The sequence below is a fragment of the Micromonospora sp. NPDC049203 genome, assembly GCF_043197215.1.
Classification (GTDB): domain Bacteria; phylum Actinomycetota; class Actinomycetes; order Mycobacteriales; family Micromonosporaceae; genus Micromonospora.
Genome location: NZ_JBICSV010000004.1, coordinates 490,656 through 509,464 on the forward strand (window position 1 = coordinate 490,656; position 18,809 = coordinate 509,464).

The 18,809-nt window shown below is 71.1% G+C and carries 18 protein-coding genes; 7 read left to right on the forward strand and 11 right to left on the reverse strand.

The genetic code is table 11. The features are described from left to right. Positions 1–435 precede the first annotated feature (435 nt). Positions 436–1,008 carry a hypothetical protein gene (locus tag ACGFIA_RS14805; protein WP_393260297.1) on the forward strand — a complete coding sequence of 191 codons (573 nt, stop codon included), beginning with the start codon at positions 436–438 and terminating at the stop codon, positions 1,006–1,008. Next, positions 986–1,810 carry a hypothetical protein gene (locus ACGFIA_RS14810; RefSeq protein WP_393260300.1) on the forward strand — a complete coding sequence of 275 codons (825 nt, stop codon included), beginning with the start codon at positions 986–988 and terminating at the stop codon, positions 1,808–1,810. The genes ACGFIA_RS14805 and ACGFIA_RS14810 overlap by 23 nt, the downstream gene beginning before the upstream one ends. Before the next feature lie 35 nt (positions 1,811–1,845). Here the strand turns inward: ACGFIA_RS14810 and ACGFIA_RS14815 are convergent, their stop codons facing one another. Both ACGFIA_RS14815 and ACGFIA_RS14820 read right to left on the reverse strand, forming a co-directional pair. Continuing rightward, positions 1,846–2,031 (reverse strand): hypothetical protein, encoded by a 186-nt coding sequence (locus ACGFIA_RS14815; RefSeq protein ID WP_357381353.1) that lies wholly within the window; start codon positions 2,029–2,031, stop codon positions 1,846–1,848. Positions 2,032–2,251: 220 nt separating this feature from the next. After that, positions 2,252–2,947: a proteasome protein gene (locus tag ACGFIA_RS14820; RefSeq protein ID WP_357381357.1), complete on the reverse strand. Its 696-nt coding sequence runs from the start codon at positions 2,945–2,947 to the stop codon at positions 2,252–2,254. Between the two features lie 593 nt (positions 2,948–3,540). On the opposite strand from ACGFIA_RS14820, the gene ACGFIA_RS14825 reads away from it, so the two are divergent. Next, on the forward strand, positions 3,541–4,173 hold the full coding sequence (locus tag ACGFIA_RS14825; protein ID WP_357381359.1) for a DUF6082 family protein: 633 nt from the start codon (positions 3,541–3,543) through the stop codon (positions 4,171–4,173). 10 nt (positions 4,174–4,183) lie between these two features. Here ACGFIA_RS14825 and rox read toward each other — a convergent pair whose 3' ends face one another. Both rox and ACGFIA_RS14835 read right to left on the reverse strand, forming a co-directional pair. Continuing rightward, positions 4,184–5,623, reverse strand: a complete 1,440-nt coding sequence (rox, locus tag ACGFIA_RS14830; protein WP_393260304.1) for a rifampin monooxygenase — start codon at positions 5,621–5,623, stop codon at positions 4,184–4,186. A gap of 112 nt (positions 5,624–5,735) precedes the next feature. Next, the gene (locus ACGFIA_RS14835) at positions 5,736–6,674 is read right to left on the reverse strand and encodes a helix-turn-helix domain-containing protein (RefSeq protein ID WP_393260307.1); all 939 of its coding nucleotides are present in this window, start codon (positions 6,672–6,674) and stop codon (positions 5,736–5,738) included. 94 nt (positions 6,675–6,768) lie between these two features. Between ACGFIA_RS14835 and ACGFIA_RS14840 the strand changes: the two genes are divergently transcribed. From ACGFIA_RS14840 to ACGFIA_RS14850, 3 genes are all read left to right on the forward strand, one after another. Next, positions 6,769–7,779, forward strand: coding sequence for a saccharopine dehydrogenase NADP-binding domain-containing protein (locus tag ACGFIA_RS14840; RefSeq protein ID WP_357381365.1), 1,011 nt, complete (start codon positions 6,769–6,771; stop codon positions 7,777–7,779). Positions 7,780–7,909: 130 nt separating this feature from the next. Continuing rightward, the gene (locus ACGFIA_RS14845; protein WP_393260310.1) at positions 7,910–10,030 is read left to right on the forward strand and encodes a cellulase family glycosylhydrolase; all 2,121 of its coding nucleotides are present in this window, start codon (positions 7,910–7,912) and stop codon (positions 10,028–10,030) included. 110 nt (positions 10,031–10,140) lie between these two features. Continuing rightward, positions 10,141–11,004: an alpha/beta fold hydrolase gene (locus ACGFIA_RS14850; protein ID WP_393260313.1), complete on the forward strand. Its 864-nt coding sequence runs from the start codon at positions 10,141–10,143 to the stop codon at positions 11,002–11,004. Between the two features lie 6 nt (positions 11,005–11,010). On the opposite strand, the gene ACGFIA_RS14855 is transcribed toward ACGFIA_RS14850, so the two are convergent. The 4 genes from ACGFIA_RS14855 to ACGFIA_RS14870 all read right to left on the reverse strand — a co-directional run bounded on the left by ACGFIA_RS14855 (position 11,011) and on the right by ACGFIA_RS14870 (position 14,239). After that, positions 11,011–11,475, reverse strand: a complete 465-nt coding sequence (locus ACGFIA_RS14855) for a hypothetical protein (protein ID WP_393260316.1) — start codon at positions 11,473–11,475, stop codon at positions 11,011–11,013. Positions 11,476–11,539: 64 nt separating this feature from the next. Continuing rightward, a complete protein-coding gene (locus ACGFIA_RS14860) occupies positions 11,540–12,256 on the reverse strand; it encodes a VOC family protein (RefSeq protein WP_357381373.1) in 717 nt (238 codons plus the stop codon). Positions 12,257–12,384: 128 nt separating this feature from the next. Then, positions 12,385–13,506, reverse strand: coding sequence for a hypothetical protein (locus ACGFIA_RS14865; RefSeq protein ID WP_357381375.1), 1,122 nt, complete (start codon positions 13,504–13,506; stop codon positions 12,385–12,387). A gap of 76 nt (positions 13,507–13,582) precedes the next feature. Then, positions 13,583–14,239, reverse strand: coding sequence for a 4'-phosphopantetheinyl transferase superfamily protein (locus ACGFIA_RS14870; protein ID WP_357381377.1), 657 nt, complete (start codon positions 14,237–14,239; stop codon positions 13,583–13,585). Between the two features lie 126 nt (positions 14,240–14,365). Between ACGFIA_RS14870 and ACGFIA_RS14875 the strand changes: the two genes are divergently transcribed. Then, on the forward strand, positions 14,366–14,641 hold the full coding sequence (locus ACGFIA_RS14875; protein WP_357381379.1) for a hypothetical protein: 276 nt from the start codon (positions 14,366–14,368) through the stop codon (positions 14,639–14,641). An 83-nt stretch (positions 14,642–14,724) separates the two neighbouring features. Here the strand turns inward: ACGFIA_RS14875 and ACGFIA_RS14880 are convergent, their stop codons facing one another. The 3 genes from ACGFIA_RS14880 to ACGFIA_RS14890 all read right to left on the reverse strand — a co-directional run bounded on the left by ACGFIA_RS14880 (position 14,725) and on the right by ACGFIA_RS14890 (position 18,752). Further along, a complete protein-coding gene (locus ACGFIA_RS14880; protein WP_357381790.1) occupies positions 14,725–15,501 on the reverse strand; it encodes a peptidase in 777 nt (258 codons plus the stop codon). A 2-nt stretch (positions 15,502–15,503) separates the two neighbouring features. Next, entirely contained in the window at positions 15,504–16,793 is a 1,290-nt protein-coding gene (locus ACGFIA_RS14885) for a VWA domain-containing protein (protein WP_357381381.1), read from the reverse strand. 288 nt (positions 16,794–17,081) lie between these two features. Further along, a complete protein-coding gene (locus tag ACGFIA_RS14890; RefSeq protein WP_357479001.1) occupies positions 17,082–18,752 on the reverse strand; it encodes a phospholipid carrier-dependent glycosyltransferase in 1,671 nt (556 codons plus the stop codon). Positions 18,753–18,809 lie beyond the last annotated feature (57 nt).

Here is an 18,809-nt window from a genome sequence, read left to right on the forward strand (position 1 = left end):
CTGCCGCCTGGGTGGTCGATCCGCATTGATGGTCAGGGGGTGGACCGGCGGATCGACGGTGTGGCCGAGTTAACCGCTCCTGATGGGACGCAAGCGGTCTTCTTCATTGAGGCAAAGCGCTCAGTCGTCACGAGCGATCTTCCTGCGGCCCTTGACCAGCTTCGCTCCTACAGCCTGCCTCACATCGATCGTCCGGTGCCTATGCTCGCCGCGCGGTACATCGGAGCTTCCGCTCGCGCATGGCTAGAAGAACGCAGGATTTCCTACGTTGACGCCACTGGGAACATGCACGTCCTGCTTGAACGTCCAGCGTTGTACCTGCGTGACAGGGGCGCTGATCGAGATCCCTGGCGTGGGCCAGGCAGGCCGCGCGGAACTTTGCAGGGGCCTCCAGCCGCCCGTGTTGTGCGTGCCTTGGTCGATATCGCTCAGCCCATGACCGTTCCGGACTTGATACGACTGTCTGGGGCGTCGACAGGTGCGACGTACCGAGTGGTTGAGTTCCTTGAGCGCGAAGCGCTTGTTGGACGTGATGGCCGCGGCCCGATAGTGGACGTCGAGTGGCGTCGAATCCTGGAGCGATGGAGCGATGATTACGGTTTTCAGCGCAGCAACACTGTCAACTCTTACTTGAGTCCGCGAGGGCTGCCGGCGTTGCAGGAAGGCCTGCGGAGAGCCCAAGGGTTGCGCTACGCATTGACTGGTTCTCTGGCGGCCCATCGCTTAGCACCGTATGCTCCCGCCAAGCTGGCGATGGTTTATGTAGACGATATGGACCAAGCCGCTGAAAGACTCAATCTGCGCGCCGTTGATACCGGCGCAAACGTACTTGTCGCTCAAGGCAAATATGACGTCGTGTTCGATCGACTGGTGCAGGATGATGGTCTACTTTATGTGGCTCCGAGCCAAGCTGCTGTCGATCTACTAACAGGTCCTGGGCGGACTCCTGCTGAGGGGCAAGAACTCCTAGATTGGATGGAGAAGCATGAGCGGGCTTGGCGACGCTGACCTGCTGGTAGCCGCACGTGGCGCGTTACTGGATGCACTGGAAGCCCTTCGCGAGCATGCCGACGCTGTGGTCGTAGTGGGAGCGCAAGCCGTATATCTGCACACGGGGGCCGCGCCGATCGCCTTAGCTGAGGCGACCAAGGATTGTGATCTTGCGCTCGACGCACGTGCGCTCCCGCAGGAGCCGTTGCTAGAGGAGGCCATGCGCGCAGCCGGCTTTCATCTCGATGTTCAAGCGCGCCAGCCTGGAGCATGGCTGAACCCCAAAGGCATTCCCGTTGACCTGATGGTTCCGGAAGCGCTTGCTGGTGGATCAAGTCGCCGCGCAGCGAAAATCCCACCTCACTCCAAAAGTGCCGCCAGGCGAGCGGTCGGATTGGAGGCTGCGGTCGTCGACAATGATGCGGTTGAAATACATGCACTCGCCCCGGGCGACAGTCGGGCCTATGCGGCAAATGTTGCAGGCCCTGCCGCTTTGCTCGTGGCCAAGTTGCACAAGATCGGCGAGCGACAGGAAACGCCTAAGCGCCTGGTGGACAAGGATGCGCACGATATCTACCGTCTGCTCGTAGCCGTGCCAACTGGGCAGCTTGCTGCCAAGCTACGGGAGTTGCGGGCTGATGATCTAGCTGGACAAGTTACTGACCAAGCCCTGGGATTTGCTGCGGACCTATTCGCGGCAGGCCCCGAGGCGCTCGGATCGGTAATGGCGGGAAGAGCTGAGGAAGGTATCGGAGATCCTCCCGTCGTTTCGGCTGCTGCTTCTGCTTTGGTTGAGGATTTGCTGGCTTCGGTCGGCTGACTACGGACAGGGATCGAGCCGCCCACCAAGTCGCTTCAAGGCGGCATGGGCTGCCTCCGAGGTGGCAGCTCGTTGGTGGCCAGCTCGATGTCCTCACAGCGCAGGCCCAACACCTCACTTCGACGCAGTCCGAGCACGAGGATCATCACGTACGCGGCGTAGGGCGGGTCGCCGTCGGCGCGTGCCGACTCCAGGAACTGGCGGACTTCTCGACGGACCACGGCTTGCTTCTTATACAGGGGGCTTGGCTACCCGGAGCAGCGCTGCCGGGTTGCGGGTCAGCAGCTCGTCCCGCACGGCATTGTTCAAGGCGGCGCGCAGAGTCGTCCAAGCGTCTCGGGCGGTCCGTTCGGAGACGGCCCGTTGGCAGCAGTGGCTGGCGGCGCAGCGCTTCCGCTTGCCCGCCACCCCGTGCCGGTCGTCGCCGTTGACCCGTCCGCGTCAGTCGAACAGTCGGTCGAGCGCTTCCTGTTCGAGGTCGCGCCAGCGCTTGGCGTCCTTCAGCGCCTTGGCGACCTCCTTCTCGTCGAGGTGGTGGGCGCCCTCCTCCCTGATGCACGCGATGCTGAACGGCCCGCCGACCGACGGCGAGGTCCGCTCCAGCGCCTCCAGCACCCGTGCCACGCCCACCACGCCGTACTCGACGGTGCGCCTGGTCATCTGGAAGTGGGCAAGCAGCGCGCCGGCCTGCTGGGCCATCGGCGCGCCGGAGCCGATGGCGTGGAAGCCCACGTCCTCGTAGCGGCCGATGAGCCCGTTGGGGTTGATCTCCACGATCCACGGCCCGCCCTGGCTGTAGCCGGCCGCGAGCAGGTACGCCGACACCCCGCCGCCGCTGCCCTCGCCGGGTACGTCCGGGATGTAGTTCGCGTAGTGCTTCTTGAAGACGGGCAGGACGCGCTCCTGCAACTCGTCGCCGATGTCGGGCGCTTCGAGGATGGCGGTGGCCGAGTCCTGGAGGAGGGGGCGCAGGTCGTTGAGTACTCCCCGCGCGCCGCTGCCGCCCCAGGCGGCGCAGTCGCCCAGCGGGTGCAGCTTCTGGGCGGGGAAGCTCAGACCGCGGTCGCTCTCGGTGATCTGGGAGTCCGCGCCGATCACCACTCCGTCTTTGCAGACAACGGCGAGTACGACGGTCATAGGGTCCTCCTGAGCAGGGGTAAGGGGTAGGGCGCGAGGTACCCGGCAGGCCGCCTGCCTACACCCCGACGAGTGCTGGCCCACTCGGCACGAGCGAGCCCCCCGCGTCGACGGCGATCACCAACCCGCAGCAATTCCGCCCATAAAGCTGATGAGTGAGAGGCCCCAGCCAAGCCGAAAGCTGGGCTCGCCGAGCGAGTCGGTAGTGGTGACGGAGGTTAAGTGCAAGTGGCCGGATTTGCTGGCTTCTGCACGCGGGCGAGGGCGGGGGCACCGACGGAGCGGCCCCGACCAGCCCTCCAGGCCCCACGATTTCAAGATGTGGTCGGCAGGGAATCTGTAGACGGCGTCGCCGCTTTCGACGTCGGCAGGGCATTGCCTGTGCTCTCTACCCTTGACGAGGATCAGCTCGGTTACAGCGCCAGCAGCGACCGACCTTGATCGATGTCAGGTGCGTGTGTTGACTTTGAGTGAGGGTGGTTCCGGCATCTGATCAACGCCGGGCTTTCTCGGTGAGGGGCGGCAGGGTGGGGAACTCGCGCAAGATCCTTCTACTGGCCATCGCGGTCTCGACATGCCTGATAGGTTTTCTGATGTTGCTGCCCCTCCTGCTGGCCTTCCGCGCTGAGGCTTGGGGGATTCGGCCCGACACGGTAGATGCGATCTCGAAGTGGTACGGAGCCATCGCTGTCGCCCTCTCCGCCCTTGCTCTCGTCGGCGTAGCTGCCTCGCTCTACTACCAAGCCGTTCAGGCGCGAGTTAATCAGGCCTTGGCTCTTCGGACGATGCAGAAGGACTTGATGGAAATTGCATTGGCCGACCCCGAAACATACTCGATATGTTTTGGTGCGGTCCAGACTGTAGAGGGTAACCTTGTGTTTCAGCGAATGGCCTACTTTACTCTCCGCCTGAGGCATGCGGCCGACTTGCTGTCGATGGGCGAGATTACGGAGTGCGAGTTGCGCGGCGAGATTGTGCCATCCATTCTTTCCACGGAAATGGGCAGGCGCTACTGGGAGACGGCTAGACCTTACTGGGTGCGCAGTGGGCGAAAGGGACAAGAGCGCGTTCATCGGATCATGGATGAGGAGTACTTCCGCGTGGCGCGGAACGAAAAGGGGAGCGGAGATGCCCAAAGACCCATCCCGCCTGCCACTGCAGCTATGCACGCCTTTACCAGCAACGGTGACAGTAGCCCGCCGGGCAGCGGACATTCCCTGAGTTGATCTGCGGAAGTCAGACAACAGCCCGGGCCTGAGGGCTGCCGAACCACCTGGCCAGCGCATCCTCCAGCGTCTGCTGATCGTGGCCCACCCAGACCACGTGCCCGTCCGGCCGCGACAACACCGCCGGCACGTCCAGCTCGTCGCCGGTGCCGGCGACGAGCCCGACCCGGTCGGCCCAGCCGTCCACCGACAGCTTCCCGGTCCCGTCCAGCAACAACCCACGGCCGGTACGCATCAGCTCGTACAGGCGTGCGTCCCGCAGCGGTACGTCGCGCAGCCGCCGCCCGAGCAGCGGGTGACCCTCGCCGACGTCGTACCGGACGCCGATCGCCGTGACCTTCTCGATCAGGAAGCGGTTGACCTCGTCGAAGTCCATGAGCTGCGCCAGCATCTGCCGTACCGCCCGCGCTCCGGGCTCGTTCGTGGTCAGCAGCATCTGCGCGCGGGTGTTCGTCAGCACGTCGGCGGCGACCGGGCGCCGCTCGGACTCGTACGTGTCCAGCAGGCCCGCCGGCGCCCAGCCGTTCACCGTCGCCGCCAGCTTCCAGCCCAGGTTGAACGCGTCCTGGATGCCCAGGTTGAGCCCCTGCCCGCCCAGCGGCGGGTGGACGTGCGCGGCGTCGCCGGCCAGGAACACCCGTCCGACCCGGTAACGCTCGGCCAGGCGGGTCGCGTCGCCGAACCTCGACAACCAGCGGGGGGAGTGCACGCCGAAGTCGGTGCCCGCGTACGCGATGAGTTGCCGCTTGACGTCGTCGAGCGTCGGCGGTGTCGAGGCCACCTCGGCCGCCGGTACGACCACCCGGTATACGCCCGGCTTGCCGGACGGTCCGAGCCCGAACCGCTTCTCGGTGCGGCGTACCTCCGTCATGATCCTGGTGATCTCGTCCGGCGGCGCTGTCACCTCCATCTCGCCGAGCAGCGTGTCGATCGTCGACGGCTCGCCGGGAAAGCCGACGCCGAGCAGCTTGCGGACGGTGCTGCGCCCGCCGTCGCAGCCGACGACGAACCGCGCCCGCAGCGGTGGCTCGCCCTCGTCGTCGAGGTGGACCGTCACGCCGTCGTCGTCCTGCTCCAGCCCGGTCACCGCACGACCGCGCCGGATCTCGGCTCCGACCTCGGCGGCGTGGTCGGCGAGCAGCCGGTCGGTGAGCGTCTGCGGGATGCCGAGGACGTACGCGTGGGCGGTGTCCAGATCGGCTGGCGCGGGCTTGTCGATGCCGGCGAAGAACCCCCGGATGGGGTGCGTGCCACCGTGTTCCAGGAACCGTTCCAGCAGCCCGCGCTGGTCCATCACCTCGATGCTGCGGACGTGCAGGCCGAGCGAGCGCACGTACGGCGGTGGTGCGGCGTCCCGCTCCAGCACCAGCACGCCGGTGCCCTGGAGGCGCAGTTCGCTCGCCAGCATCATGCCGGTCGGCCCACCGCCGACCACGATCACGTCGAACACGAGCCGACCATAGCCTCCGCGCCGGAACGCCAGGGCCCGAAGAAGGGGTAGGCGCCCAACTCGTTCGGACCGCCCGGCGAGCTTCGACAGCAGCCGGACCTGGGCAGCCCGGTCAGCCGCGACGGAACGTCCGGCGGTAGGTGTCCGGCGGCACGCCGACGGTGCGCTGGAAGTGGCGGCGCAGCGTCGTCGCCGTACCCATGCCTGATGCCTCGGCGACGGCGTCGATGCCGCCGTCGGTGTTCTCCAGCAGCTCCTGTGCCCGCCGGATGCGCTGCGTGGCCAGCCACTGCGACGGCGTGGCGCCGGTCGCGGCGGTGAAGTGGCGGACCAGGTTCCGGGTGCTCATGCCGGCCTGGCGGGCGAGTGCGGCGACTGTCAGCGGGCGGTCCAGCCGCGCCATCGCCCAGGGCAGCAGCGTGGCGATCGGGTGGTCCGCGCGGGCCGGGACCGGGTTCGTGACGTACTGGGCCTGGCCGCCCGCGCGGTGCGGCGGCACCACCAGGCGGCGGGCGACGGCGTTGGCGACCGCCGAGCCGTGGTCGCGGCGGATCAGGTGCAGGCACAGGTCGATGGCGGCGGCCTTACCGGCGGAGGCGAGCACATTGCCGTTGTCCACGTAGAGCACGTCCGGGTCGACCTGGACGCGCGGGTAGCGGGCGGCGAGCGCGTCGGTGTGCGCCCAGTGGGTGGTGGCGCGCAGCCCGTCGAGGATGCCGGCGGCGGCGAGCACGAACGCGCCAGTGCAGAGCGAGACCATCCGGGCGCCCGCCTCGTGCGCGGCGCGGACGGCGTCGACCAGGTCGGACGGCGGCTCGGCGTCGGTGTCCTCGATCGCCGGGACGATCACCGTGTGGGCGCGGGTGAGGTGGTCCAGCCCGTGGTCGGGCGTGACCGCGAACCGGCCGACGCCGACCGGGCCGGGACCGCAGACCACCAGGTCGTACCAGGGGTCGGCCAGGCCGGTCGGGTCGCGCACGAAGATCTCGCAGGCCGCCGCCAGCTCGAAGTGCAGCATCCCGTCGGTGGCGGCGAGCGCGATCAGGGCCATGTCCGAAACTGTACGGGCATTGGCGTTTACGACACTGGCCCGGCCCTCCGAACCCGGCGAGGATCATCCCAGTCGATCTTCGAGGGGGAACGTCATGCGGGTGGCGGTTTTCGGGGCGTACGGGCACACCGGGCGGTTCGTGATGGCGGAGCTGCGACGGCGGGGCTGCGAGCCGCTGCCGGTGGGACGCGACGCCGGGAGGCTGTCGGCAACGTTCCCGGAGGCGGAGCACCGGGTGGCGTCGGTGGACGACCCGGCCTCGCTGGACCGGGCGCTGGCCGGGGCGGCGGCGGTGGTCAACTGCGCCGGGCCGTTCGCCTCGACCGCCGGCCCGTTGATCGAGGCCGCGCTGCGGGCCGGGATCCCCTACGTCGACGTGGCGGCCGAGATCGAGGCGAACCGGGACACGTTCGCGCACCACGCCGAGCGCGCCGGGGCCGCCGGAGTCGCTGTGGTGCCCGCGATGGCGTTCTTCGGCGGGCTCGGTGACCTGCTGGTCACCACCGCGATGGGGGACTGGGCGGCGGCCGACGAGGCGCACGTCGCGTACGCGCTGAGCAGCTGGCACCCGACGGCCGGGACCGTCGCCTCCGGCGTCGTCTCGCGCGAGCGCCGCGACGGCCGGCGGGTCCGTTTCGCCGACGGGCGCCTGGTGTACGCCGACGGCGACCTGCCCCGCCTGGACTGGGAGTTCCCGGCGCCGCTCGGTGTGCGGCCGGTGCTCGGCGAGTTCACCATGGCCGACGTGGTGACGGTGCCGAGTCACCTGGACATTCCGGAGGTCTGCACGTACATGACCGTGAACGCGGCACTGGACCTGGCTGCCGGGGATGCCCCGGCGGCGGTGGACGAGCGCGGCCGGTCGGCGCAGACGTTCACCGTCGACGTGGTGGTGCGTGCGGGCGACGTCCGGCGGCGGGTGGTGGCCCACGGGCGGGACATCTACGCGATCAGCGCGCCGCTGGCGGTCGAGGCGGTCCACCGGATCCTGACCGGGCGGACCCGGGCGACCGGCGTCGCCTCGGCCGGCCGGATCTTCGACGCGCCGGACTTCCTGCACGGGCTGTCGGCGCACCTCACCGTCGAGACGCCGCCGTCCGCCTGACGCGCCGCGAGCCGACTGTATTCACGTCTGCCGATTGACAATGTTTGGAATCCAAACTTACTCTCGCGCTGGGCGGGGTCGCGCCCCGCCCGCTCCGTCCACGCGCCCACCCCACCGCGAAGGAACCACCATGTTCCGCTCTCCCCGTACCGCCCGATTGCGGGTCGGCCTCGTCGCGGCGACCGCCGCCACGCTGGTGACCGGCACCGCCGTGATGGCGACGAACGCCCAGGCGGCGGCCGGCTGCCGCGTCACCTACACGACCGCGAGCCAGTGGCCCGGCGGCTTCACCGCGAACGTCGACGTGACAAACCTCGGTGACCCGATAAACGGCTGGAACCTGCGCTGGACGTTCCCGTCCGGCCAGCGGGTCACCCAGGCGTGGAGCGCCACCGTCACCTCCTCCGGCGCCGACGTCACCGCCACGAACGTCGGCTACAACGGCTCCATCGCCACGAACGGCACCGTCTCGTTCGGCTTCAACGGCTCCTGGTCCGGCGCGAACACCGCGCCCACCGCGTTCTCGCTCAACGGTGTGGCATGCACCGGCGGCGTCGGCGGGACCACCCCGCCGCCGACCACCACGCCACCGCCGACCACGCCGCCCCCGACCACCCCGCCGCCCACCACGCCACCGCCCACGACCCCGCCGCCGGCCGGCAACGCCATGGCCGCTGTCGCCGCCATGCAGCCCGGCTGGAACCTCGGCAACTCCTTCGACGCGGTCGGCGCGGACGAGACCGCCTGGGGCAACCCGCGGGTCACCGAGGCGCTGCTCGACAACGTCCGGGCGCAGGGCTTCAACAGCATCCGCATCCCGGTGACCTGGAGCAACCACCACGGCGCCGCGCCGAACTACACGATCGACGCGGCCTGGCTGAGCCGGGTACGCGAGGTGGTCGGCTGGGCGCTCGCCGACGGCTTCTACGTGGTGCTGAACATCCACCACGACTCGTGGCAGTGGATCAACACGATGCCCACCGACCGCACGAACGTGCTGAACCGCTACAACGCGCTCTGGACGCAGATCGCCGCCGCGTTCAAGGACTCCTCGCCGAAGCTGACCTTCGAGAGCGTCAACGAGCCGCAGTTCACCGGCAGCTCCGGCGACGCGCAGAACGCCACGCTGCTGAACGAGCTGAACACCTCGTTCCACCGCATCGTGCGCCAGTCCGGCGGCGGCAACGCCACCCGGCTGCTCGTCCTGCCGACCCTGCACACCTCGGCCGAGCAGGCCCGGGTGGACGAGCTGGTCAGCACGTTCAACACGCTCAACGACCCGAACCTGATCGCCACCGTGCACTTCTACGGGTACTGGCCGTTCAGCGTGAACATCGCCGGTGGCACCCGGTTCGACGCCACCGTCCAGCAGGACCTGACCGGCCAGTTCGACCGCGTCTACAACGCCTTCGTCAGCCGCAACATCCCGGTGATCATCGGTGAGTACGGGCTGCTCGGCTTCGACCGGCACACCGGCACCATCGAGCAGGGCGAGAAGCTGAAGTTCTTCGAGTTCCTCGGCCACTACGCGCGCAGCCGCAAGCTGACCACCCAGCTCTGGGACAACGGCCAGCACTTCGACCGGACGTCCTTCGTGTGGAAGGACCCCGAGCTGTTCGCCCAGATCAAGTCGAGCTGGACCACCCGCTCCGGCACCGCGTCCAGCGACCAGGTGTACGTGCCGCGTACCGGCTCGATCACCGCCAAGAGCCTGACGCTCAACCTGAACGGCACCACGTTCCAGGGGCTGCGCCAGGGCACCACCGATCTCGTCAACGGCACCGACTACACGGTCTCCGGCACCACCCTGACGCTCACCGCGTCGGCGCTGACCCGGCTGGTCGGCTCCCGCGCGTACGGGGTGAACGCCAACCTCCAGGCCCGGTTCTCCGCGGGCGTGCCGTGGCGGATCAGCATCATCACGTACGACCCGCCGGTGCTGTCGAACGCGACCGGCACGACAGCCGCGTTCACGCTCCCGGCACAGTTCCGCGGCGACCAGCTGGCCACCATGGAGGCCAAGTACGCCGACGGCAGCAACGCCGGGCCGCAGAACTGGACCTCGTACAAGGAGTTCGATGTCACGTTCGCGCCGGACTACACAGGCAACACGATCGTGCTGAAGCCGGAGTTCTTCGCCGAGGTGAACGACGGCCGGCGGGTCACGCTGACCTTCCACTTCTGGAGCGGCACGAAGCTGACCTACTACGTCACCAAGTCCGGCAGCACCGTCACCGGCACGGTGAGCTGACCGCGACGGCACGGCTCGCGGCGGTGGGCGTCGACACCGCCGCGAGCCGCGCCGGCAACGCGTATCCGCCGGACCGATGATTTCCGGGGCCGGCGCCGGTCGACAGAGGCATGAAGACGCTCACTCTCCAGACGCCCGAGGTCGACCTGGTCTACGACGTCCACGCTCCGACCGCGGCCGGGGCCGGGCACCGTCCCCTTTTCATGATCGGCCAGCCGATGTGCGCCGACGGCTTCACCACGCTCGCGTCGTACTTCCCGGACCGCACGGTCATCACGTACGACCCGCGCGGGCTCGGCCGCAGCGTCCGCAAGGACGGCCGGACCGACTCGCTGCCCGAGGTGCAGGCCCGGGACGTCCGCGACATCGTCGACGCCCTCGGCGCGGGCCCGGTCGACATGTTCGCCAGCAGCGGCGGCGCGGTGACGGCGCTCGCCCTGGTGGCCGCGTACCCGAACGTGGTGGCCACGCTCGTGGCGCACGAGCCGCCGCTGGTCGCCCTGCTCCCGGACGCCGAGGCGGCCGGACGGGCCATGGCCGCCTGCCAGGAGGCGTACCGGAGGAACGGCTGGGGCGCCGGCATGGCGGCGTTCATCGTCATGACGTCGTGGCGGGGCGAGTTCACAGACGACTACTTCGCCCAGCCCGCGCCGGACCCCGCCGCGTTCGGGATGCCGGCCGAGGACGACGGCAGCCGGGACGACCCGCTGCTGTCCGACCGGTCCGCGGCGGTCACCGTCTTCCGGCCGGACGCCGACGCGCTGCGCGCCGCGCCGACCCGAGTGGTGATCGCGGTGGGCGAGGAGTCGGCGGAGACGATCACCGCGCGGACATCGGTGGCCACCGCCGAGCTGCTCGGCGGGCAGCCCGCCGTCTTCCCGAGCCACCACGGCGGGTTCCTCGGCGAGGGGATGGGCCACGCCGGGCAGCCGGAGGCGTTCGCACGCCGGCTGCGGGAGATCCTCGACGCCTGACCGGGCTCAGGCCCGGCGTGCCTCGGTGACCATCACCGGGTAGGGCCCGGCCGGTGTGCCGGGCCCGGCCTGGTCGGCGGGGACCACGTTCTCCATCCGCAGCCGCAGCGTGGCCGGGTCGGCGGAGTCGAGGACGATTCGCCACTCCCAGCCGTCGGCGTACCCGGCGGTCAACTCGACAGCAGGCGCCCCGGCCGCCGTGCCGGTGAGCGTCATCGGGGACGGCTGCTGGTGCCAGGAGTCGCCCCACCAGGCGACGAGCGCGCCCGGCCGGTCGCCGGCCGCGATCACCAGCAGGCCGTCCTGCGGCCCGTCGTCGGGGTGGGCCCACGAGTACGCCACAGTGGTCAGGTGACCACCGGCGGCGGTCGCGACGGAGACGGTGGCCGGCGACTCGGCGAGCGGGTCGGCGGGCATCAGCCGGAAGCCGTTGGTGCCGGCCCAGGAGCCGGCGACATCGGTGAGAACCATCGCCCCAGGATAGGAACCACCCCCGACACCGCCCGGCTCGCCGGTCGTCGACCCGGCCCGGCGGCTACCCGTGCGGCAGGGCCGTGAGCAGGTCCTCGGCGTGCCGCAGCGTGCCGGCCAGCCGGGCACGCGACTCGTCGTCCAGCGGGACCGACCGGGCCTTCCCTACCAGTTCCCGGGCGGCCTCCGGCTCCCCGAGTTGCAGCGCCAGCTCGGCGCGGTAGACAAGCGCCTCCACGTGGACGGCCGGGTCGTCGGCGGCGTCCGGGCGGGCGAGCGCGCCGTCGAGGATCCGCGCGGCCTGCCCGGGGTTCCCGCGCGAGTCGCCCTGCACCACGGCGTTGCCCAGCGTGCGGGCGAGCCCGCCCCGATCGCCGGTCTCCGCCTGGGTGGCCCGGCCGACGAACCGGATCCAGTTGCCGCCCGGGTCGACGATGCTGAACCCGGAATGCCCCTCCTGGTTGCGGCGGGGCCGGGGCCGGGTCATCCGGGGTACGCCTGCGACGAGCATCTTGCCGTACGCGGCGCGCAGGCCGTCGGCGAAGGCGCCGTGGATGGCGACCAGGTCGTCCACCACCACCAGGCAGGAACCGTACGAGTCGGCCGGATCGAACCCGACCATCCCGAAGAAGTGCAGGTGGAGATCCTCCCGGCGCAGTGTCAGGTACGGGTTCGGGCGCTCCTGCCGGTACGTCACCTCGAAGCCGAGGGCCTGGTAGAAGGGCGCCACGTCGTCCAGGGAGCGGCAGGGCAACAGCGGGATCGTCGTCTCGTTCGCCATGCACCGAGCCTGGCGACCGCGAGCCGTCATGCGCACATGGAAATGCCCGAACGGCTACTGTCGCCGCCCGAACGGGCACGAGGGCCGGTCCGCTGTGGACCGGCCCTCGTGGGGGGTTCCGCCCCGGGTCAGGGCTTCCAGGACCCGGCGGTACGGAAGCGGTGCTTGTACTCGACGACGCCGTCGCGGTCCTTCACGTCGAAGATGAGCTGCCCGCTGCGCTTGGAACCCGCGGGCAGGTTGACGCCCGCGGGCATCAGCTTGCCGCAGCCGGAGAAGGCGCCGGCGACGCCGTTCTCCTCGGTGCCGTCCGCGGCGACCCAGGTGAAGTAGAACGGGTTGATCGAGCCGGTGCCCTTGGTGATCTCGGCGGTCACGTCGGCGATCAGGAACATGCCGTTCTTCGGGCCGGGCATGACCTCGCTGCACGCGGCGTCCCGGGTCCGGAAGTTGCCGACGGTGATCGCGATGCTGCCCTCGGCGTCGTTGACGGTCAGCCTGGCGCCGGCCGGCATGTTGGACGCGACGCCGCCGGTGGTGCCCGGTTGCGGCGTGCCGGTGGGAGCGTCCGTCGGGGTGCCACCGGTCGGAGGGCTTGCCGTCGGCTGTCCGTAGGTGATGTCTGGCGTGGGCGGCGGGGCGGCGGCCTCCCGGTCGTTCTTCGCCCCACTGTAGATGGCGAAGAGGCCGCCGCCGCAGCACAGCAGCACGAGGATCACCGCGATGACGCCGACCGTGATCCAGACGTTCCTGTTCGACTTCTTCGCCGGCGGCCCGAACGGCTGCCCGGGCGGATACGCCCCGCCGCCCGGCGGCGGGTAACCGCCCGGGGGCGGATACCCGCCCGGCTGCTGGTACGCCCCACCCGGAGCCTGGTACTCGCCGCCCGAGGGCTGGTACTCGAACCCCGGCGGCTGGTACGCCCCGCCCGGCGGCGGGTAGGGCGCGCCCGATGTCGGCGGTGCCGGTGGGTACGCCTCGCCGGGGGCGGGCGCGGGCGGGTACTGCGCGCCCGGACCCGGCTGCGGCGGATGGGGCGCCCCGGAGACGGGCGGCTGCGGGGGACCCGACATGGGCGGCTGCGGCGCGTCCGAGGGCGGCGGGGGATAGGCCGGAGCGGGCGGCGGCGCGTACGGGCTGTCCGGCGCCGGCGCCGGCGGCATCGGGGCGGGAGGGAACGCCTGCGTCGGCGGTTCCGGCGGCTGCTGGTTCGGGTCCGGTGACCCGGACGGAGGCTCAGGGTGGCTCACCGTGCTCCTTGGGGCGCCTTCGGGGTGTCCAGTCGGGTCGACGGTATAGGCCGGACGCAAACCGGCCGACAGGGCGTCATCGATGTGGCAGGACGGCCGCGGTACGGACCAGGTCGTCGTCCACGGTGAACCGGCCGGTCACCGCTGACGGCGGATCGGGCACCGGTGCGGCGGCGAGCCGGGCCGGCGCGATCTCGGCGTGGAACGTGCCGGTCGCCGGATCGAGGACGACCCGTGCGTCGGCGAAGCCCAGCCACGTCCCGACGAGCGGGTGCCAGACCTTGTAGACGGTCTCCTTCGCGCTGAAGACCACCGTCGGCCAGGGCGTGCCGGCCGGCAGCCGGGCCAGCTCCACCTCCTCGTCGGGGCGGCACACCTTCCGGCGTACCCCCGGGGGCAGGGGCCGGTGCCGTTCCGCGTCGATGCCGACGGCGCGCACGTCGGCGGCCCGGGCGACGGCGGCCGCGCAGTAGTCGCGGGTGTGGGTGATCGCGCCGACGACGCCGGACGGCCAGACCGGGGCCCGGTCGGCGCCGGCGGGCACCGGCGTGGCGGTCAGGCCGAGCGCGGCGAGCGCCCGCCGGGCGCAGACCCGCCCGGCGGTGAAGTCGCGGCGGCGGCCCGGCACCACACGCTCGCCCAGCGTGGCAAGTTCGGCCGGGAGCAGGTCACCGGACCAGTCGGCGGGGCCGGCCACCGCCACGGCGACCTCGGCCGGAAGCAGATCACGCACGGGAGGTGGATGACGGGGACACGCGGTGAACGTACCGTAACGCTTGGGCGTGCCTCGGCGCTGAAGGAACGTTGCGGGGAGGTAAGCGGTCCATCACCACCATTCCTGACTCGGAAGGAGCGGCCGATGACGCCTGGCGCGGAGACTTCGGGGAGTGCCGACGGCGAGCACGTGCCGGTGACCCCCGGCTGGACCTGCGGCTCGTGCGGTGACGACTGGCCCTGCGCCACGAAACGTCACCACCTGCTGCGCGAGTACCAGGTGGACCGGGCGTCGCTGAGCGTCTATCTCGGATCCTGCCTGGCCGCGGCGACGCAGGATCTGCGCTCCGTTCCGGTCACCGCGCTCCAGCACCGGTTCATCGGCTGGGTGCCGCGCGGCCCGCGTACCGCTGAGGCGTGAGCGCGGCCGGTGGCCGCCGCGTCGGGTTCGCGGCGGCCACCGGCCGCGGTCTCAGGGGTCGCGGTCCTGAGGGGTCGCGGTCCTCACGGGCGGCGGGGCCGCCGGGTGAGGCCGAAGCCGACCACGCCGGCCACGGCGGCGAGGACGCCGCCCACGCTCGTCCACACCCAGCGCGATCCCGCGTCCGGGAGCCAGCCGGTCAGGTCGAGGTCCTCGTCGTCGGCCACCGCCTCGGGCGTCGGTTCGGCGGCCAGCACCGTGCCGGCCCTGGTGTTCGGCACCAGCGGCGCGGCCAGCTCGCCGTCGTCGCCCGACGCGCCGCCCTCGTCGGTCGCGCCGACGAGCATCTCCACCTCGATCGGCAGACCGAGGTCGGGTTCGGGCAGCTCGGTGACGGAGAGCCGGACGTAGTAGGTGCCGGGCAGCGGGTCGCCCGACCAGGGTTCGGCCCACGGCCGTACCCGGCGCAGCGTGCAGCCCAGCGCGACACTCGTCGCCGACGCGCCGGCGGTGGGGGTCTGCGCGCCCGCGGTGCACGCCTGCCGGCGGCGCAGCCCGTCGAAGACGTCCACGGTCCAGGTGGAACCGCCGCTACGCGGCTTCGGGAACGTGACGGTGGCGGTGATCTCGTGCACCTGCCCGGCGTCGGCGCGGAACGACCAGTACAGGTGGTCGCCGGTCGACGCGCCCACCCGCACCGGCTGGCCGGCGGTGACGGTCGTGGCGGTGAGGAACGAGGTGCCGGCCTTCGTCACAGTGGTCGCGCCCGGTGACGGGCTGGGCGCGGCCAGGGCCGCCGCCGGGGTGAGGGCGAGGCCGGCGGCGGTCGTGGCCGCCGCGGCGCGGATCAGCGTACGCATACTCAGTTCGTCCTCCACGTGTGCACCCACCAGCGGGTGAGCAGCCCGGCGACCAGCCCGGTGAGCAGTCCGGCCAGCGTGAGCAGGAGCAGCAGCACCCAGCCGCGGCCGAGGTCCGGCCCGTCCGGCGCGGGGGAGGCGGCCACCACGTCGATGGTCAGCTCCACCGGCATGCCGGGCCGGGCCTGGGTGCCGGGCTTGGCCGCGAACGAGTTGCTGACCACCAGGCAGACGGTCCGTACGGCCTGCTCCGCGCCGGGCGTCGGTTCGGCGCTCGGGCCGTCCTCCTCCTCGGCGGCCGACCAGCGCAGCCCGGCGGAGACCACGTCGGTACGGCCGCTGCCGGCGTCGACACCCCTGACGAGTTCCCGCCCGTCCGGCGCGGTGGCGCGGAGCAGCACGCCGTAGTCCGGGTTGACCGGCCGGTCCAGCGCGACGCTCACCGAGGCGCGCAGCTCCTGCCCCTGACGCACCGGCACCCGGTACCAGCGGTGCTCGGAGAACGCCTCCCGGTCGCTGTAGACGCCGGGCGCGAGCAGCGGGGCACCCTCGCAGGCCGTGCCGCCACCCACCACCGCCGGGGCGGCGGTGTACGTGTCCCGGGCCCGGTCGACGAGCTGCTTGATCCGGCCGGTCAGCTCGTCGGCGCTCTGCGCGGCCGTGTAGGTGCCCCCGGTCGCGCCGGCGATGCAGAGCAACTGCTTGCGTACCTTCTCGTCCGGCGCCAGGCCGAGCGTGTCGACCACCAGCCGGGTGCCCTGGGCGGCCAGTTCGCGGGCCACCTCGCACGGGTCCGGCGGGGCGCAGGTGTCCTCGCCGTCGGTGATCAGCACGATCCGGCGGGCGGTGCTGCCGGTGCCCAGGTCCTGCGCGGCTGAGCGCAGCGCCAGTCCGACTGGTGTGAAACCGGTCGGACGCAAGCCGGCGACCGCTGCCTTGGCCTGGGTACGGTCCACCGGGCCGACCGGCACGATCTGCTGGGTGTCCAGGCAGCCCTGCTTCTTGTCCTTGCCGCGGTAGGTGGCGCCGAGCACCCGGATGCCGAGCTGTGTCTCGTCCGGCAGGGCGTCGACCACCTCGTTGAACGCCTGCTGCGCGACGGAGATCCGGCTGCGCCCGTCGATGTCGCGGGCCCGCATCGACCCGCTGACGTCCAGGACCAGCTCGACCTTCGGTGGTTCGGCGACGGGTTCGGTGGTCTCGTCGTCGGCCCCGGCGGGGCTCGGCCCGATCAGCGCGGCCGCCGCCAGCAGTCCGATGAGGACAGCCGTCGATCGTCTCTTGTTGATCACCGGGCGAAGTGTAGTGAGATCCACTTTGGAGGATCATTCGGGTCGGAGGTGCCCGGCGGGGCCGCTTCCCGGCCCCCGGCGGACCGTCACGCCCGCTCGCGGGGACCCACCGTCAGCTGCACCATGTAACCCTTTCGGCCGGTGGTGCACTCGTCGGAAATCTGACCGCCCCGCACCCGTTGTGCCGTCGCCGGAGTGTGGCTAAGCTCTGTCTTGCGCGCCCCAATCGCCCGCTTCCCCCGTGGCAGGCGATCGGGGCGCGCTTTTCTGTGCGCCCGCCGCCCCGCGTCAGATCCAGCGGCCGTCCAGCCACATCCGGGCCGACCAGTCCGCGTACGGCAGCACCCGGCCCACGAAGATCGGGTAGAAGTAGGCGAAACAGAGCGCCACGAGCAACACGTACGCGCCCGCGATGATCCCGCCCACCAGCCGCCGGTCGTGCGCCTGCTGCGGATCCGGTGGCGCGGCCGTGCCGGTGACCGGCGCCGGGGTGGCGATCGCGCCGAGCACGTAGACCACGGCGAGCACCAGGAACGGCACGGCCGGGGCGGCGTAGAAGGAGAACATCGTCCGCCCGTCGAGGGCGAACCAGAACCAGGGCAGCAGGCCGGCGGCGACGCTGAGCAGGATCGCGCCCGCACGCCAGTCCCGCCGGGCCAGGCCGAGCCAGGCGGTCGCGGCCAGCGCCGGCAGGAACGACCACCACAGCAACGGCGTGCCCAGCAGCAGCACCTCCGAGGCGCAGCTCGGCGCGCCGCAACTGCCGTCCCCGGACCAGTGGAACGCCACCGGGCGGCCGAGCAGCAGCCACTGCCACGGCCAGGACTGGTACTTGTGCGGGTCGTCGAGCTGGGTGTGGAAGCCGTACGCGGCCTTGTGGTATTCCCACAGGTTGATCAGCGCGCCGACGAAGGGGGTGTCGCTCAGCTCCGGGTTGTTCGGGTAGCGCTCCGCCAGGCGGTAGTAGCCGTCCTGGCCGAGCAGCCAGCCCGACCAGGTCGCCACGTAGGTCACCAGCATCAGCACGCCGGCGGCGAGCAGCCACGGCAGTTCGTCGAGCACGGCGTCGCGCCACGGCCGGCGTACCCCGGACGAGCGGCGGACACCGACCTCCCAGAGCAGCACCAGCAACGCGAACGCCGGGACGAAGTAGACCGCGCTCCACTTCACCGAGCAGGCGCAGCCGAGCAGCACACCGGCCGCCAGCCGCCACCACGGCCAGTCCCGCCAGCCCGACGACGGCCGTCCGGCCCGGCCCGGCTGTGTCGGGTCGAGCCCGGCCTCCAGCGCCCGGGCCCAGCGCCGCCGCCGGGCGTCCCGGTCGAGCACCAGCGCGCCGAACGCGGCGAGCACGAACAGCAGCAGGAAGATGTCGAGGATGGCCGTGCGGGACAGCACCAGGTGGTAGCCGTCGAGGGCGAGCAGCAGGCCGGCCGCGCAGCCGAGCACCGTGGAGCGGAACATCCGCCGCCCGATGCGGACCAGCAGCAGCACCGACAGCGTGCCGGCCACCGCCGCGCCGAAGCGCCAGCCGAACTCCGGCGAGGTGGTGATCAGGTGGCCCGGCACCGAGACGCCACTGTCGGCGTCCTGGTAGCCGAAGGCCCACTCGCCGATGCCGATCATCCACTTGCCCAGCGGCGGATGAACCACGTACGAGGGGCCGTTGTCCTTGTAGTTCCACTCGAAGCCGCGGTCGATCAGCCCGTACGCGTCCTTGGCGTAGTAGGTCTCGTCGAAGATCTTGCCGGGCGGGAAACCGAGCCCCACGAAGCGCAGGATCGCCGCGATGGCCACCACCACGCCTGTCGCCAGCCACGCCTGACCCCGGCCGATGCGGTCGTCGACGGTGGCGAGCCGGCGCCGCACGGCGGCGGGGATCCCGCCCCCGGCGCCGTCGTCCCGGTCGGTGGTGGAAGGGTCCGGGTTCGCGCTCTGTGCTGTCGACGCACTCGTCACCCGGCGATCGTAGGCTGCGAGGGTGCCCGGTGGCGTCCATCGTCTCCGAAATTGGTA

Excerpts from the sequence above, each read along its gene's own strand:
- ACGFIA_RS14805 (WP_393260297.1), top strand. The coding sequence starts at position 436 with ATGACCGTTCCGGACTTGATACGACTGTCTGGGGCGTCGACAGGTGCG.
- ACGFIA_RS14810 (WP_393260300.1), top strand. The coding sequence starts at position 986 with ATGAGCGGGCTTGGCGACGCTGACCTGCTGGTAGCCGCACGTGGCGCG.
- ACGFIA_RS14820 (WP_357381357.1), bottom strand. The coding sequence starts at position 2,947 with ATGACCGTCGTACTCGCCGTTGTCTGCAAAGACGGAGTGGTGATCGGC.
- ACGFIA_RS14825 (WP_357381359.1), top strand. The coding sequence starts at position 3,541 with ATGTTGCTGCCCCTCCTGCTGGCCTTCCGCGCTGAGGCTTGGGGGATT.
- ACGFIA_RS14835 (WP_393260307.1), bottom strand. The coding sequence starts at position 6,674 with ATGGCCCTGATCGCGCTCGCCGCCACCGACGGGATGCTGCACTTCGAG.
- ACGFIA_RS14840 (WP_357381365.1), top strand. The coding sequence starts at position 6,769 with ATGCGGGTGGCGGTTTTCGGGGCGTACGGGCACACCGGGCGGTTCGTG.
- ACGFIA_RS14845 (WP_393260310.1), top strand. The coding sequence starts at position 7,910 with ATGTTCCGCTCTCCCCGTACCGCCCGATTGCGGGTCGGCCTCGTCGCG.
- ACGFIA_RS14850 (WP_393260313.1), top strand. The coding sequence starts at position 10,141 with ATGAAGACGCTCACTCTCCAGACGCCCGAGGTCGACCTGGTCTACGAC.
- ACGFIA_RS14855 (WP_393260316.1), bottom strand. The coding sequence starts at position 11,475 with ATGGTTCTCACCGATGTCGCCGGCTCCTGGGCCGGCACCAACGGCTTC.
- ACGFIA_RS14860 (WP_357381373.1), bottom strand. The coding sequence starts at position 12,256 with ATGGCGAACGAGACGACGATCCCGCTGTTGCCCTGCCGCTCCCTGGAC.
- ACGFIA_RS14875 (WP_357381379.1), top strand. The coding sequence starts at position 14,366 with ATGACGCCTGGCGCGGAGACTTCGGGGAGTGCCGACGGCGAGCACGTG.
- ACGFIA_RS14880 (WP_357381790.1), bottom strand. The coding sequence starts at position 15,501 with ATGCGTACGCTGATCCGCGCCGCGGCGGCCACGACCGCCGCCGGCCTC.